Source organism: Marinicrinis lubricantis, assembly GCF_042658665.1.
In the GTDB taxonomy this organism is placed as follows: Bacteria; Bacillota; Bacilli; order Paenibacillales; family KCTC-33676; genus Marinicrinis; species Marinicrinis lubricantis.
The window spans coordinates 1-15,908 of sequence record NZ_JBHSQV010000154.1 but is presented as its reverse complement, the minus strand read 5'-3'; the positions used below and the strand labels follow the sequence as shown (position 1 = coordinate 15,908).

15 protein-coding genes are annotated in these 15,908 nt (G+C 46.2%); 3 read left to right on the top strand and 12 right to left on the bottom strand.

What is annotated here, in order from left to right:
* Positions 1-28: 28 nt before the first annotated feature.
* The 4 genes from ACFPXP_RS12260 to ACFPXP_RS12245 all read right to left on the bottom strand — a co-directional run bounded on the left by ACFPXP_RS12260 (position 29) and on the right by ACFPXP_RS12245 (position 4,141).
* Entirely contained in the window at positions 29-799 is a 771-nt protein-coding gene (locus ACFPXP_RS12260) for a sulfite exporter TauE/SafE family protein (RefSeq protein WP_379894521.1), read from the bottom strand.
* A gap of 264 nt (positions 800-1,063) precedes the next feature.
* On the bottom strand, positions 1,064-2,365 hold the full coding sequence (locus ACFPXP_RS12255) for an ABC transporter substrate-binding protein (protein ID WP_379894519.1): 1,302 nt from the start codon (positions 2,363-2,365) through the stop codon (positions 1,064-1,066).
* Positions 2,366-2,410: 45 nt separating this feature from the next.
* Positions 2,411-3,259 carry a carbohydrate ABC transporter permease gene (locus ACFPXP_RS12250; protein WP_379894518.1) on the bottom strand — a complete coding sequence of 283 codons (849 nt, stop codon included), beginning with the start codon at positions 3,257-3,259 and terminating at the stop codon, positions 2,411-2,413.
* A complete protein-coding gene (locus ACFPXP_RS12245; protein ID WP_379894517.1) occupies positions 3,260-4,141 on the bottom strand; it encodes a carbohydrate ABC transporter permease in 882 nt (293 codons plus the stop codon). It lies immediately after the preceding gene.
* Positions 4,142-4,465: 324 nt separating this feature from the next.
* Between ACFPXP_RS12245 and ACFPXP_RS12240 the strand changes: the two genes are divergently transcribed.
* Together ACFPXP_RS12240 and ACFPXP_RS12235 are read left to right on the top strand one after the other, a co-directional pair.
* Positions 4,466-4,891, top strand: coding sequence for a hypothetical protein (locus tag ACFPXP_RS12240; RefSeq protein WP_379894516.1), 426 nt, complete (start codon positions 4,466-4,468; stop codon positions 4,889-4,891).
* Positions 4,888-5,961 (top strand): phosphodiester glycosidase family protein, encoded by a 1,074-nt coding sequence (locus ACFPXP_RS12235; protein WP_379894515.1) that lies wholly within the window; start codon positions 4,888-4,890, stop codon positions 5,959-5,961. Before ACFPXP_RS12240 ends, ACFPXP_RS12235 begins: the two co-directional genes overlap by 4 nt.
* Positions 5,962-6,332: 371 nt before the next feature.
* Here the strand turns inward: ACFPXP_RS12235 and ACFPXP_RS12230 are convergent, their stop codons facing one another.
* Together ACFPXP_RS12230 and trmL are read right to left on the bottom strand one after the other, a co-directional pair.
* A complete protein-coding gene (locus ACFPXP_RS12230; protein WP_379894514.1) occupies positions 6,333-6,587 on the bottom strand; it encodes an AbrB/MazE/SpoVT family DNA-binding domain-containing protein in 255 nt (84 codons plus the stop codon).
* Between the two features lie 252 nt (positions 6,588-6,839).
* On the bottom strand, positions 6,840-7,304 hold the full coding sequence (gene trmL / locus ACFPXP_RS12225) for a tRNA (uridine(34)/cytosine(34)/5-carboxymethylaminomethyluridine(34)-2'-O)-methyltransferase TrmL (RefSeq protein ID WP_379894513.1): 465 nt from the start codon (positions 7,302-7,304) through the stop codon (positions 6,840-6,842).
* A 126-nt stretch (positions 7,305-7,430) separates the two neighbouring features.
* Between trmL and ACFPXP_RS12220 the strand changes: the two genes are divergently transcribed.
* Positions 7,431-8,150, top strand: a complete 720-nt coding sequence (locus ACFPXP_RS12220) for a response regulator (RefSeq protein ID WP_379894511.1) — start codon at positions 7,431-7,433, stop codon at positions 8,148-8,150.
* Positions 8,151-8,218: 68 nt separating this feature from the next.
* Here the strand turns inward: ACFPXP_RS12220 and serC are convergent, their stop codons facing one another.
* The 6 genes from serC to ACFPXP_RS12190 all read right to left on the bottom strand — a co-directional run bounded on the left by serC (position 8,219) and on the right by ACFPXP_RS12190 (position 15,687).
* Entirely contained in the window at positions 8,219-9,307 is a 1,089-nt protein-coding gene (serC, locus tag ACFPXP_RS12215; protein ID WP_379894510.1) for a 3-phosphoserine/phosphohydroxythreonine transaminase, read from the bottom strand.
* 367 nt (positions 9,308-9,674) lie between these two features.
* A complete protein-coding gene (gene glnA / locus ACFPXP_RS12210; RefSeq protein ID WP_379894509.1) occupies positions 9,675-11,099 on the bottom strand; it encodes a type I glutamate--ammonia ligase in 1,425 nt (474 codons plus the stop codon).
* Between the two features lie 261 nt (positions 11,100-11,360).
* Positions 11,361-12,401 (bottom strand): 3-deoxy-7-phosphoheptulonate synthase, encoded by a 1,041-nt coding sequence (gene aroF / locus ACFPXP_RS12205; protein WP_379894507.1) that lies wholly within the window; start codon positions 12,399-12,401, stop codon positions 11,361-11,363.
* Between the two features lie 147 nt (positions 12,402-12,548).
* Positions 12,549-13,511 carry a 4-hydroxy-3-methylbut-2-enyl diphosphate reductase gene (locus tag ACFPXP_RS12200; protein ID WP_379894506.1) on the bottom strand — a complete coding sequence of 321 codons (963 nt, stop codon included), beginning with the start codon at positions 13,509-13,511 and terminating at the stop codon, positions 12,549-12,551.
* Between the two features lie 48 nt (positions 13,512-13,559).
* Complete coding sequence (locus tag ACFPXP_RS12195; protein WP_379894504.1) at positions 13,560-14,996, bottom strand: sensor histidine kinase; 1,437 nt, start codon at positions 14,994-14,996, stop codon at positions 13,560-13,562.
* 1 nt (position 14,997) lies between these two features.
* Positions 14,998-15,687: a response regulator transcription factor gene (locus ACFPXP_RS12190; protein ID WP_379894503.1), complete on the bottom strand. Its 690-nt coding sequence runs from the start codon at positions 15,685-15,687 to the stop codon at positions 14,998-15,000.
* Positions 15,688-15,908 lie beyond the last annotated feature (221 nt).

Below are 15,908 nucleotides of genomic sequence, written 5' to 3'. Positions count from 1 at the left end.
AAAGAAAACCCGATCCTGCGATCGGGTTTTAAGGATTTAACAATTTTATTCCGCTGATTAATATCAGTCCGGCGACAATCGCTCTTAACGGTCTAGTGGGCAATTTTGCAGAAAGCGTACTGCCCATCCACACGCCGGGTATCGATCCGATTAATAAATTGAAAGCCAAACCAAAGTCAACGTGCCCCAATCCCGCATGCAGCACCCCGGCCACGGTGACAAGCAGAAAGGCATGTGCGATGTCGGTGCCGACCACTTCGGCACCCTTCATGGTAAACAAGTAAATTAGTGCCAATGCAAACAGCGAACCAGAGCCCACGGAAGTAAGTCCGACGACAAATCCTAATACGAAACCGATGCCTACCGTAAGCCATTTTTTCTGTTCAATCGCTTTCTGCTGCAGGCGGTTTGGCTCCGTCTTTCGATTGAAAAATTGCTTATAGAGCGTTGCCACCGCAACGACGATCAGCATAAATCCTAAAGCATGCGTTATCAATGATTCTTGATTTTTAAAAAACCGGTCAAATATCGTAAGCAACCCAATGGCTGCAATGGCTCCAGGTATGCTGCCTGACGCTAGATAGCCGACGACTTTAATTTGTATTGTTTTTTGACGGTAATGCTGGATTGTGCCGAACAGTTTCGTAATCGAGTTATAAAATAAATCCGTCCCAACCGCGATCGAAGGATTCACACCAACGATTACCAGCACAGGGGTCAATAGAGCCGCTCCACCTACACCGGTTAATCCTACCAAAAAGCCCACAGCCAGCCCCATCACAGCTACCCAAAGATCCATCGTTTCACCACCTAATATCCGACTATTTTCATTGGAATTAATGGTTTAATTATATGGATCGGAAGCCAAATTGTAAATACCCGCTCCACTTTATGTCAAAATAACATTAAGGTGGAGGCAGCCAGCAAGTCAATAGGCGTGGGTGCCTAGAACCGTTTCCAACGATCTTATAGTTTATGAAGAGTAAATCGTAACGTGAAAAAAAGCCGCCCCAACGCTGTCCGTTCAACGGACAAGCATAGGACGGCTTTATGCCTTTTCAAACTATTCCGTATATATCTCTCTCCACTTATTCGTGAAATTCTCCAAAAGCTGATCTCGATTCACTTCTCCAGCAATGTAGGCTTGAAGCATTTCTCCCATCGGTTTGGATGTCGCTTCGCCTCCCGGATACTTAAACCAGTTCCAAGAGATGGTTTTGCCCTGGTCAACATATTTGATGATGTCACCCGCTAGCGGTCCTAACTGTTCACCACTGGCCTCAATATTTTTGAAGGCAGGAATGAATTGAAACTGTTCCACATACGCTTTTTTCCCAGCATCCGACGTAACCAGCCAGTTAAGGAAATCTTTGGCGACATCTTTCACTTTAGAATCCTTCCAAACCACCCAGTTGTTCGGCACGCCTACCGGCAGCTTGTCCATCGCTTCCTGATCATTGTTTATCGGCATCGGCAGAAAACCTAAGTTGAGATCCGGATTGGTCTCATTCAGCTGTACTTGTGTCCAGTTCCCCTGCTGCATCATTGCCGCTCCGCCAGTAGCGAATTCTGTCACCTGAGAGTTGTAATCCGTTTGAACTGGATTTGGCTGAGAATATTTCACCGTCAAATCCACCAAATCAAGCCACTGCTTAAACGTATCTTGATCTTGGAAGGTCGTCTTATTGTCATTCAGGTCGCTGACCAACTGATTCGGATCATCGGCATAGGCGAATCCAATGTTAGACAAATGATTGCCCAGCACCCACCATTCGCCGTAACCATTCATAAACGGCGTAATCCCATTATCCTGCAGCTTCTTCGCCGCCTGTTCTAGTTCATCGAGTGTCTTCGGAAGCTCTGTAATTCCTGCCTGCTCAAATAAATCCTTGTTGTAGATAAAACCGTAACCTTCAAGGTTCAAAGGTTGTCCGTACAGCTTCCCGTCTAAGGTCATCGGGTCTCTAGCGCCTTCCACTAAATTGTCTACCCAAGGCTCATTCGACAAATCTTCAAGATGCTCTACCCATAACTTCAGATCAGCGTAACCGCCGTTGTTAAAAATATCCGGTTTATCCCCTGAGTTGAACTTCGCCCGCAGTGCAGCGCCGTAGTCCGCACCACCCCCGACGGTCTCAATATTGATGTTGACATCCGGGTGCTCCTCCTCATAAAGTCTGGCGAGTTCCTCCAGCTGTTTGGCCATTTCTACTTTAAACTGAAATATATTGAGTGTTTTTTGTTTTCCGCCTCCGCCTTGTCCGTCATTGCCTCCACCGTTTCCGTTATTATTATTGTTCGTACCGCAGCCGCTGACCACCAGCATCAATGCAAGGAATAAAGAAAATAACATGCGCTTCTTCATAGTTGACTCCTCCTATATGTTTCATGATCAAATTGAACACGTTCCTTAACCTTTTACAGATCCGGCTGTAATCCCTTCGATAATATGCTTCTGCAGTGCCAGGAAGAAAATGATAATTGGTGCCGCCCCCATAATTAATGCAGGCAGCGCCAAATCCCATTTTTTCATGTATTGCCCGAAGAAGGAATAAGTGGACAGCGGAATGGTCCGCAAATCCGGCGTATTAATCCACAGCAGCGGCAGCAAAAAGTCATTCCAAATCCATAGGCTGTTGAGCAGAATAACCGTGACGGTCATCGGCTTCAGCAGCGGAAATACAATCTTCCAGAATACGCCGAATACCGAGCAGCCATCTACAACCGCCGCCTCTTCAATTTCCAAAGGAACCGACTTGATATAGCCGTGGTATAGGAATACCGATAAAGGTATGCCGAAGCCAAAATAACAAACAATGATCCCCCATCTGCTGCTCATCATGGTTAGATCGCCCCACGAGATCATACCGCCCAGCTTCACGAGTGGAATCATTACCGCCTGGAACGGGATGACCATCGCCGCTACAAATAAACCAAACAACAATTGGTTCAGTTTCGTCGGGTGCCGTACCATCCAATACGAGGACATCGAGCTAAAGAGCACGATTCCGATAATGGATATTACCGTAATCACCAAGGAGTTCATGAACGCCCTTGGATAATTCATGATCGTCCATGCGTCGGAATAGTTGCTCCAACGAAACGTGTCCGGGAAACTTGCCGTATTGGCAACAATATCCTTAAATTCCTTAAAGGAATTGACAATCAGGAAATAAAAAGGGAACAGGAACAAGATCGCCAGCAATACACCGACGAGCTCGAGCAGCAATAATCGGGCATTGTAAGTCTTGGTGGACATTTAAGCTTTCACCTCTCTCCGTTTGGTGATCGTGACTTGTATGAGCGTCACGGCTGCGACGATAAGGAAGAAAATAAACGATTTCGCTGTCGCGTAACCCAATCTGCTGTTCCGGAACGCTTCCTCATAAATATTGATGGAGATCACCTCAGTCGATTTGAAAGGACCTCCCTTCGTCAGCGCGATAATAATATCAAAGCTTTTAAATGACATGGAAATGGTTAAGAACAGACAGACGGTAATTGCGGGCATAACCATTGGGATAACGATATTTCTTAGCCGCTGCCATGCGCTCGCTCCATCAATCGAAGCCGCCTCCACCAAATCTTGAGGAATGTTGATCAGCGCAGCGATATAAATGACCATCATGTAGCCGGCCAGCTGCCAAACGCTGACAATGATAATTGCCCAAAAGGCAGTTTGTGCGTTGCCTAGCCAAGGCAAGTTGAAAAAACCAATCCCCGTCGCTTTGCCAAGGGTACTGAACGTCTTCGTAAAAATGAAGTACCATATGTACCCGAGCAGCAATCCGCCAATAACTTGAGGCATAAAGAAGATCGTCCGAAACACATCTCGGAGCTTTAATGCCTGCGTCAGCAGCAAAGCGAGGCCAAAGGCGATCACGTTAATCACAATGACCGAGATGACGGCCAGCTTGGTCGTAACCCAAAAGGACCTGCGAAATCCTTCATCCTCCGCGAAGACTTTGCGGAAATTGTCAAAGCCAATCCAGTCCGCTTCCGCGGCGATTCCGTTCCAGTTCGTAAAAGAATAATAAATACTCATTAGAAACGGAATAACCACAATAAGCGTAAAAAAGAACACAGCAGGTCCAGTGAACGCCAGCGGGTAAAGACCGGTTGTCATCTTTCTTTTTTGCATCGGAATGACTCCTTTATGAGACGGAATGTGAAACTGTGTCGTTTTTAACATTTCCAACCTTGCAAAAGAAATGCATCTTCTTCGAAATGTTATTGAACATTCCAATCCTGTGCTTGAAATAAGCAACTATTTCTTTGTTCACACCGTCTTATTTGTATAAGAAAACTTCTGCTCAGAATATTGTTCCATGCCAAAGACCTAGCATGTAGGACATGCTTCATGCTGCCAACGAATTCCTTGCACACAGCTATGATCGATATGCTAGAATAGTAGAACATTCGCAGAACATAATGGAATCAGCAAACATTGAGGTGAAAGCACAACATGAATACGGCACTGGAATACCAGACCTCCACTGTTCCCAAGCCCCGCAGCCGCAAACGGAGCCGTAAGGCATTGATCGCCTTCATTTTGGCTTGGATGATCTTCGTCGGAGGTGGGCTTTGGGGAGCCAAATGGTATACGGACCGGGTAAAGCAGCAGATGCTGGAGGATTTGACAAAGCAGAACGAACAACAGATTCAGCTGTTGTCGAAACAGATGGAGACCGAAATCGCTGCAGTGAAAACACATGTCGATGAAAACTTAGCTATATTGAACGAGAAAGTTCAAACCTTTAATGAGCTATTATCCTTCGCAAACGAGAACGCAAGCAGCAAAACCGATAACAGCACTCAGCTGTATTCACAGCTGGATGAAATTAAAAAACAGCTGGATGAGCTGAAGAAAAACTTGGATACGCTCAAATGATGACCGTAAAACGCCTAAACCGCTTTATGCTGCTTGCGACCGCGCCATTTGCAGGCGTATTGTTTTGGATCTTGCTCATGAACACGCAGCTGCTCCTCACCGCTTCAGATCCAAAACCGCTCCTAAGCACGACATTGTCCATGCAGGAGAAAGCCGATGAAATCTCAGTCAAACTGGAAGACTCGGAGCAGATGGCTCTTAACATTAGTCAATCGATGCAGAAGACCATTGAAAGCTATGAACGTATTACAGCCACTGTGAATGATCTATATACAACCGCAGCGGCGCAGAAAGATCGGCCTGTCCTAATTTACGACCAACGCATTACAGCAAAGCTGGGACAGCGCATCGGGGTCATTACTTCCCCCAATATCGAATTAGAGCTTTACCCCGTAAAGGAGAAGAATTATTCAGGCTATGCGATGAAGGTACACCTGAAGTCAGCGGATGCGATGAAGATGGTTCTCGGCAAGGATCAATTTGGGGGCAGCGAAACGACGCTGCAGGCAGTCAAGCGCTACGGCGCGATTGCCGGAGTGAATGCAGGTGGATTTGCCGATTCTGACGGCAAGCGTTACCCGCTGTCAACGACTGTATTAAACGGAGAATATGTTTCAGGCTTCTTTCCAACATATAAGGACTTGTTTTTCGTAGGAATCAATAAAGCACTGGAGCTCGTTGGAGGGAAGTTCGAGTCACGGGAGGAGCTGGACAAGCAGGAGCCGATGTTCGGAGCATCCTTCGTACCGATTTTATTGAAAAATGGAATTCAGCAGGAAATCCCCAGTAAGTGGTTGACATCACCGAAAAGGGCCGCGCGAACGGTCATCGCGAATTACAAGCATGACCGGTTGCTGTTCGTCGTTGTCGAAGGCAATGACGAGAACGGCCGCACAGGAGCTACGCTGCCTGAATTGCAGAATTACTTGTCGCGCCTAGGTGTTAAGGACGCATACAACTTGGACGGCGGAGGATCTACCACACTCGTATGGAACGGTAAAGTACTGAATACGCCATCGGATGATGGGAACTTAAGACCGCTTGCGACTCATTTTCTCTTTTTCAAATAACCTCCATTTTTTTGGTTTCTTTTCAAATCCTTTTTGGTTATAATATACGTAAACTGCCTTTTCGAAATTGGACAGGAGGTACAGTCATGGGCTCTGCTTTTTGGATCGTCATGGTCGTCATCGCATTATTCATTACTGCCATTCTTACCGCCTCGTATAATGAGGATCAGACGAAAGGCTTGTAATGAAGCCAGCTGAATAAGCATTCGCCGTACATATCGGCATACGAGAAGAAGAACGGAGTGGTCCGTTCTTTTTTGCGTGGGCGCCGGGATGCAGGCACCCGCTCAGTGCTGCCATTGCCAATAAAAAAACAGCACTCTATCCTAACACGGACGGAATGCTGCATTTGTAGAAAACTATGAAAATTATTAGGAATGCTGGATAATTTGTTCCATCTCTTGGATACAGGATTTGCAAATATAGCGATCCTTATATTCCATAACGTCCTCAACCGAAGTACAAAAAGAACATCTCGGACGGTATTTTTCCAAAATAATATGATCCCCTTGTACTAATATTTCTACAGGATCCCCCTCATTCATGCCATACCGTTTTCTTAGAGATTTAGGTAGAACGATCCGTCCTAATTGATCCATTTTTCTTACAACGCCCACTGGTTTCATCGTTAGTCACCTCTACACTGTAGTATATATCAAGTTTACAGAAACCTCGCACAATTCACTATTATACTACAAAATCTATGATAAATAACTATTATTATCGTATTTTTCAATTCCGCCAATGATTTTGTACGATTCCTACAAAATGCCACCGTCCAAAAGTCTATAAATCATGTTGAATCGACATTTGGTCCTGGGCTCGGTAAAAAGATATACACTACATCCTATTCGCAAGCGGGCGCAGGTTTATGTCCGTCACTTCATGCCAGGAAAACCATTCTGCCTTAATGCCTCATATACAATGATCGCAGCAGAGTTGGATAAATTTAAGGAGCGGACACTGTCTGTCATCGGCATCCGCATACATGTCTCTGTATTGGCCTCCAGCAATTCCATTGGCAGTCCCTTCGTTTCCTTTCCGAACACGAGAAAATCCCCATCCTGGAAGCGAAAATCCGTATAGCACTTGTCAGCCTTCGTTGTGGCGTAGAAGAACCTGGCTTCAGGATACGCAGCCTGCACTTCTTGAAATGAATCATGATAGTGGACCTGCACCGCATGCCAGTAGTCGAGTCCCGCTCTCTTGAGCGTTTTATCATCTGTATTAAAGCCCAGAGGGCGAACCAGATGCAGATGCGTTCCGGTAGCGGCACAGGTTCGTGCGATATTGCCCGTGTTTGCTGGAATTTCAGGTTCGACGAGTACAATATGAAAAGCCATTTTTGAATAACTCCTTCAACTTGATGATGATTTTAACATTCAGTTTACTTTTGCTTAATACGCAGGTGACGCTGGTTTGCCATGATATAGTTACACGATCCGAACATGACAAAGGAGAATCTGCATATGAAAAAGAAGATATTAATTGTTGACGATGAGCCTTCCATTTCTATGCTGATCGAATTTAACCTAAAGCTCGCCGGTTATGACGTTCACTGTGTATACGACGGAGAAGCCGTCTTTGAAGCCTTAAAAACATTTCGTCCCGATTTAATCGTGCTGGATCTCATGCTGCCGAAAATCGACGGCATTCAAGTATGCCAAACACTCCGTGAACAAAATAATCTCGTCCCCATTATTATGCTCACCGCAATGGCCGATTTGTCAGATCGAATTGCAGGTCTCGATAACGGTGCAGACGATTACATGACAAAGCCCTTCAGTCCGCAAGAGCTCATCTCTAGAATCCGTGCATTATTCCGCAGAATCCAGACCATTCCCACCAAGGAAGATAGTGAACCGATTCGTATCGGACATCTTGCTATTCACCAAAGAGAGAGAGAAGTGTATGTTGGCGGTGAGTTAGCTGAACTTACACCGAAGCAATTCGATCTGCTGCTCTTTCTATGTAAATATCAAGGAAAAGTGCTTAGTCGACAGCAACTGCTGCACGGAGTCTGGGACTACCATTTCCTAGGAGATACTCGCATCGTCGACGTTCATATCAGTCATCTTCGAGATAAAATTGAAATCAATGCGCGCAATCCTGAATACATTTTAACGGTTCGCAGTGTGGGTTACAAGCTGGTAGACCCAGAGTCCAATAAGTCATACGCTTCGTCCTAAAAGCAAATCCCAGCCAGCAAAGGGGCGGTTCCTTGCGAGAGATCGCAATAGAACCGCCCCTTATTTTATTATCCGTTTCGTTTTTGGAAATCAATCATAAAGTCGGCCAGCGCCTTGCAGCTCTCATACGGCACCGCATTGTATGTAGAAGCTCTTAAGCCGCCCACGCTGCGATGTCCCTTAAGTCCCACGAAGCCTTCTTTCTGAGATTCGGCAATAAATTGCTTCTCAAGCTCCTCACTGGACATCGTGAACGTAATGTTCATGATCGAACGATCCTTCGGTACCGCGACACCTTTATAAAAGCCATTGCTGGAATCTATTGCATCATAGATCAGGCTCGCCTTTTCCGTATTAAACTGCTGTACCTCGGCCAGACCACCCTTGCCTTTAATCCACTTCAATACGAGGTTGACCATGTAGATCGAATAGACCGGCGGTGTGTTATACAGAGAGTTGTTTTCCACATGGGTATCATAGCGGAACATGGTCGGTACGTGTTCAGGAGACTGCTGCACCAAATCTTCTCTGGCGATGACAAGCGTTACTCCCGACGGCCCCAGATTTTTCTGTGCACCGGCATAAATCATGCCAAACCGGCTGACATCAACCGGTCTGCATAAAATATCACTGGACATATCTGCGATAAGCGGGATGTCTCCGGTGTTAGGATATTCGCTGTATTGAATGCCGCCAATCGTTTCATTCGAAGTAACGTGCAAGTATGCCGCTTTCGGATTTATGGCGAGCTTGGACAAGTCAGGGATTTCTTTAAATTCCTGTTCTTTGGAGCTGGCCGCAATCTGCACCTCTCCGAAAAGCTTTGCTTCCTTAATAGCTTTATTGGCCCAGCTTCCTGTATGGACGTAGCTGCTCATTTGGCCGCTTTTCACCAGGTTCATCGGAATCATTGCGAACTGGGTGCTTGCTCCGCCTTGCAAGAACAAAATTTTGTAGTTTGATGGAATGTTCATAAGTTCACGCAGTAGATCCTGTGTCTCATGATGAACCTGCTCATACTGCTTGCTGCGGTGGGAAATTTCCATAATTGACATACCGATGCCTTGAAAATCGACGAACTGTTCTTGCGCTTGCTGCAGGACCTCGAGCGGGAGCGCCGCTGGACCGGCATTGAAGTTATATGCCCTTTTGTTCATTCTCATCCACACCTTCTCTTTTCATGTTAACGTAATGATAGCAGGAATCGTCTGTCCAATCAAGAATGAAGTTTCGTTAAATACGAACATTTAAAGACAAAATGCACGGAATGTTCACCCATGCGTTTGCCTTTCATTACTGCTCATTGATCTGGAGTACAGTATGTCTTCTTCCTGTTCATCATTCCATCCTATCCAGAACGTTTGAAATGAATGTGCGCGCTTTCTGCCCGTGTCGCCGTCGAATTTGTTACCACCTTCGCAAACTCATGATGCTCATACATATTTGCCGCGCTACTAGCGAAGTTAGAATTAAAAAAAGAGAGCCTTGCGGCTCTCTTTAAGGAATAAAACGTATGAGTACAGATTAGCAGTCGAAGTACAGAGAGTATTCGTGAGGATGTACACGAATGGCAACAGACTTCGCTTCAGCACGTTTGAATGCCAAGTAGTTATCGATGAATTCTTTCGTGAATACGTCACCCTGCAGCAAGAAGTCGCAATCTGCTTCAAGTGCATCCAATGCTTCCTCAAGGCTCGCTGGTACGCTGCGAATTTCTTTCTTCTCTTCATCGGACAGATCATAGATATTTTTATCCAATGGACCATAACCGAGTGCACGAGGATCGATTTTGTTCTTAATGCCGTCCAGACCTGCCAGAAGCATAGCGGCAAACGCTAGGTAAGGGTTCGCTGTGGAGTCAGGCGTTCTGAACTCAATCCGGCAGCCTTTCGGTGTAACTGCAGCGACTGGGATACGTACTGCTGCGGAACGATTTCCTTTAGAGAATACCAGATTCACTGGTGCTTCATAGCCAGGTACCAAGCGCTTGAAGGAGTTCGAGCTAGGGTTCGTCAATGCGATTAAAGCTGGCGCGTGACGAAGAATACCGCCAATGTAGTAAAGAGCTGTTTCGCTCAGGTTTGCATATCCGCCTTTTTCATAGAACAATGGAGTGTCGCCATCGAAGATACTTTGATGAACGTGCATGCCGCTTCCGTTATCACCGAACAGCGGCTTCGGCATGAATGTTGCTACTTTTCCATATTGTCTAGCCGTGTTGTGAACGATATATTTGTATTTCATCAGGTTGTCAGCCGTTTTCGTCAAGGAATCGAAACGGAAGTTAATTTCCGCTTGTCCAGCCGTAGCCACTTCGTGATGATGACGCTCTACGCGAATACCGGATTCTTCTAACAATCTGCAAATTTCACTGCGAAGATCTTGCTGCGTATCTGCAGGAGCTACGGGAACATATCCGCCTTTTTGACGAATTTTGAAGCCAAGGTTTCCGCCTTCTTCTTTTCTTCCTGTGTTCCATGCCGCTTCCTCGGAATCTACCGAATAGAAGGAAGTGTTTTGTCCGCTTTCGTAGCGAACATCGTCAAACACGAAGAATTCAGATTCTGGAGCGAAGAAAGCAGCTGTACCGATTCCAGTTGTTTGCAGATATTCTTCGGCTTTTTGAGCGATCGAACGCGGGTCACGCTCATAACGTTCGCCTTCTGGCGTGAAAATGTTACACATAACGATCATCGTAACGTGGGAAGTGAAAGGATCTATATAAGTTGCTTCCGTATCCGGCATCATAACCATATCGGATTCTTCAATTCCTCTGAATCCTGGAATGGAGGATCCGTCAAAGGCAACCCCGTTTACAAAAGTATCTTCATCAACTTCACCTGCTGGCAATGTAATGTGATGAGCTTTACCGGACAAATCGACAAAACGGAAATCTACGAATTCGACATTGTTCTCTTTAATCGTTTGAAGCACGTTTTGAACTGACATGGATCATTCCTCCTGTTTCCGAACATTTAGCGGGCATTCACCCTCGAACGTTCCACTTTTTTATTGTATTTATAGACGTAATTATAATTCGCTCGAAAACCGCCGTCAATATCCATGTCAGGTATTTTTTTTGATTATGTAAGGTTTAGTTACATTAGTATAAAAAATATGCAGATGAATGCAAAAACCCTTTTGACCAAGTACCAAAGACTCGGACAAAAGGGCATTTAACTCCTGAATTTACCTTCTTAAACAAGCGGTTTATCCTAACGGTTGTTTCACCGTATCGAACTTACGACCTAGCACATTGGCTAGTTTCTCCAAATCTACAAGCAGATTAGCAAACTGGTCAGGGAACAACGACTGCACCCCGTCTCCCGTCATCGAGTTGTCTGGATCGGTATGCATCTCAATAATCAAGCCGTCTGCACCCGCAGCGATCGATGCCTTGGACATCGTTTCCACGAGCTCTCTTCGTCCTGTACCATGGCTTGGATCGGCGATGACTGGAAGATGGCTTAATTGCTGAAGCACTGGGATCGCTGTTAAATCCAGCGTGTTGCGTGTGTAAGTTTCGAACGTGCGAATCCCCCGCTCGCATAGCATGACATTCGGGTTTCCGCCTGCCAAGATGTATTCTGCCGCATTCAACAATTCGTCATAAGTCGCGCTGAATCCACGCTTAAGCAATACAGGTCGATCGGTCGTACCGAGCTTGCGAAGCAGATCGAAGTTTTGCATATTGCGCGTGCCGACTTGAAGAATGTCCGCGTATTCGGCGCACACATCTACATACTCGGGCGTCATCACCTCTGTAATCGTCAGCAGTCCGTGCTTCTTGCCTGCTTCCGCCATCATTTCCAAGCCTTCTACGCCCGTTCCTTGGAAGCTGTATGGGCCGGTTCTCGGTTTAAATGCCCCGCCGCGCAGGATTTGACCTCCTGCCGCTTTCACCAAGCGTGCAATCTCGTCGATTTGCTGAGGAGTTTCTACCGCGCAGGGTCCTCCCATCACGACAATTTGTTCCCCACCAATTTCTACATCTTTTACTTTAATGATCGTATTATCCGGATGGAAGTCACGGCTGGCCAGCTTGTAAGACTTCGAAATCTTAATGACATTCTCAATATCCTTCATCGAGCGAAGCTGCTCCGCAAGAGTGGGATCGAATTTACCGATAATGCCGATGACCGTTCTGTCCGTACCACGCGATACATGAGCCTGAACTCCTTGTTTTTCAATATGCTGAACAATTTCCTGCAAACGTTCCTCTTTGACCAAATTCGAAATAATTGCAATCATGCTCTGCACTCTCCTGTCCATTTTGAAAAAGCCTAAAGCACTACTTTACCGCTTATACGCTTTTAAGCTTTTATCCGTTAAAGTAACTATATCCCATTTTCTTCAGACCGTCAAGAAGAAGAAAAAGCGAAAAGGCAATAAAACCGCCTATTTCGCTTCTTTTGACGCCGTTTTTTCCTTCACTCTTGGCAGGAGACGGCTCATATTGACTGTTCTTTTCATTTCCCATGTTTCAGGTTGATCTAAGTCGTACTTCTCTAAATATTCGATGACTTCTTTTGTAATCGGTGTCGGGGTAGAAGCCCCTGATGTGACTCCCACCTTGCGAACGGGCTTCAGCCACTCTTGATTAATTTCGGACACGTCTGCAACTCGGTAAGCTTTCACACCGGCAATTTCCTCGGATACTTGAGCCAAACGATTGGAATTGTTCGATCTCGGATCACCCACGACGATAACCAGATCGACGTTCTTCGCCTGTTCTGCTACAGCCTCTTGACGCACTTGTGTGGCCAGGCAGATTTCATTGTGGATTTCGGCTTTCGGAAATTTCTCTATCAAACGGCTGATGATGTGGCGAATATCCCATTGGCTCATCGTCGTTTGATTCGTGATGACAATCTTGCCTTCCGGAATCGACAAACGTTCGATTTCTTCTTCCTTTTCGATCAAGTGAACGTGCTCCGGACAGATGCCGACTGCACCTTCAGGCTCTGGATGCCCTTTCTTCCCGATATAAATAATTTCGTATCCTTCCGCCGTCTTCTCCCGAATCAGATCGTGCGTCTTCGTCACATCCGGACAGGTTGCATCTACAACCGTCAGCCCTTTCTCTCGCGCCTTTTTACGCACCTCTGGGGATACGCCGTGCGCAGTGAAGATCACGGTGCCTTTCTCTACCTGATCTAATATATCAAGCCGGTTTTCACCATCCAGCGTAATCACGCCTTCTTGTTCAAAGGCTTCCGTTACATGCCGATTATGAACGATCATTCCAATAATATATATAGGCCGGGGCAGCGACAAATTTTTAGCCGTTTGCATCGCAAGCACCATCGCATCGACGACCCCGTAACAATATCCGCGGGGCGTAATTTTAACGACTTCCATCCCCTCACCTCCTAAGTATTTTTACTGCAGCATCTTATTCATTATAACTTATGGGTTCTCTACAAGAAAGGCGACCGGCAGCCAAATCGTGAAAGTCGTACCTCGGCCCTTAGACGTGTGAACCTCGATTGAGCCATGATGCTCATCAATAATCCATTTAGCAATCGACAAGCCCAATCCTGTACCTGAGGTCTGTCCCCTTGATACATCTGCTCGGTAAAACCGTTCGAAAATATGAGGAACTTCTTCTTCATCCATGCCCAGGCCTGTATCCTGAATACGAATGCCGACCTGACCCTCGCCCTGCAAGGCGTCAAGACGAACAGTGCCTTCCGGTGTGTACTTAAAGGCATTGTCTATAAAAATAAACAGCAGCTGCTGCAAATAATCTTTATTGCCATAGACCACTTGGCCGTCTAACGCCGATAAATCTCCGGTGATCCATTCCGACTGACGGGGCAAAAATTCTGCTCTCCGCACAACTTCTTCAACCAGCGGTCGCACGGCTGTCTCTTCCATCCGCATTTCATACCCCGCATCAGCCCTGGCGAGTGACAGCATATCGTTCACGAGTCTGCTCATACGTTCCGTTTCCGACAGAACATCCTGCACGGCTTCCTCCGTCATATGCTCGTAATCTTCTGATTCCAGATCGGTTTTGTCCTTCAAGCAGGCGCGCATTTTCATAATCAATTCAATATTTCCACGTATGGTAGTCAGCGGTGTGCGCAGCTCATGTGATGCGTCGGAGACGAACCTTCTTTGCGCGCGGTAGGCTTCACTCAAATCGTCATACGCCAACTGAATTCGATCCAGCATCCCGTTAATCTTTTCGATCAGTCTTCCAATCTCATCCTTCGGGCCGTCGTACAATATTCTATGGCTAAGATCATCTGCCCGTTCGATTTGCTCTGCTGCTGTAATCACATGATCAATCGGCTTTAGCGCTTTGCGCGCCATAAACAAGCCCAGCGATGCGGCAAGGGCGACGAGCACGGTAGCTGAGAAGGAATAGATCAATCGAAAATCTGCTAAGTATCTTTCGATCTCATTGATCACCTTAGCCGTCATCATATAGACGACCAATTCCTTCCCTTGTGCGACAACGGGGGCATAATAAACTAATAAAGTGACGCCGTTTTCAAGCTTCTGTTTTTTAAAGTAAGGCGGATTTTGCGATTTTTTTAAGTCACGTGGACTGACGGGAATCGCATAACTGTTCAAATTTTCGGATTGTGTAATGATCCGCGTATCCGCATCGACCAACTGAAAAAAATACGATTCGAACGTGTTGATCGATGCTTTCGTAATTTGATTGTAGCGAATCCACGTGTTTACGACTTCCTCCGATTTTTCCTGTAAATCTTCCTTGACCGAAGCATACAGCCGATCCTGCATCACAACGTACATTACTCCGCCGAAGAGGATCACGATAATCGCCAATATCGCAGTGTACCATAAGGTGAGTCTTAGGCGAATAGACATGCTATTTCTCTCCTCTCAACACATAACCGGCTCCTCTTACGGTCTGTATAATCCTGCTGCCGCCAGACTCCTCCGTTTTATGTCGTAAGAGATTAATATATACTTCGAGTACGTTGGATTCACCGCTGTAATCATAACCCCAGATTCGTTCCATAATCGTATCTCGGGTTAACACACGGTTCGGATTTTGCATGAACAGATGCAGCAATTCAAATTCCTTGGCTGTCAGCTCGATGGAATGCCCTCCGCGAAACACCTCTCGAGAGTCGAGATTCATCGTAAGATCCGCATAGGCCAGCTTGCGCGCATCTTCATCGGAATCACCGCTTTTTCTCCGCAATAATGCCCTTACCCGAGCGAGCAGTTCCTCCAGGGCAAATGGCTTTACCAAATAATCATCGGCACCCATATCCAGTCCTTTGACCCGCTCCTCAATGGCATCCTTTGCCGTCAGCATTAAAATCGGCACTTCGCTTCCTGACTCGCGAAGCCTCGCACATACTTCCCAGCCGTCCAATTGCGGCATCATCACATCTAAAATCAAGAGATCCGGTTCTCTCTCCAGCATGCTTTGCAGCCCTTCCATCCCGTTCGATGCCGTCTGTACTGAAAATCCCTCGAAGGTCAAGCTCCTTTTCAGGAGAGATGTAATTTTATCATCGTCGTCCACAACCAAAATGCTCTTTTTCAAACGGATAACCTCCCTCGCATGCTCTACTCTCTCATCATAGCAAATTTCTCAAAAATCATAACCACCCGTCCAACGGGTGGTTTGCTCTGGGGGGATAACCCCCTGTTGCCAAACTGCGCCTAAAGACGCTAGCCTGACAATAAAATTGTTCAGGCTCAGTGTAATTTGTCGCTTTCACTTACCAGTTAAACTGGTTTACTTCTTCTTGCTACTGTTTCTGT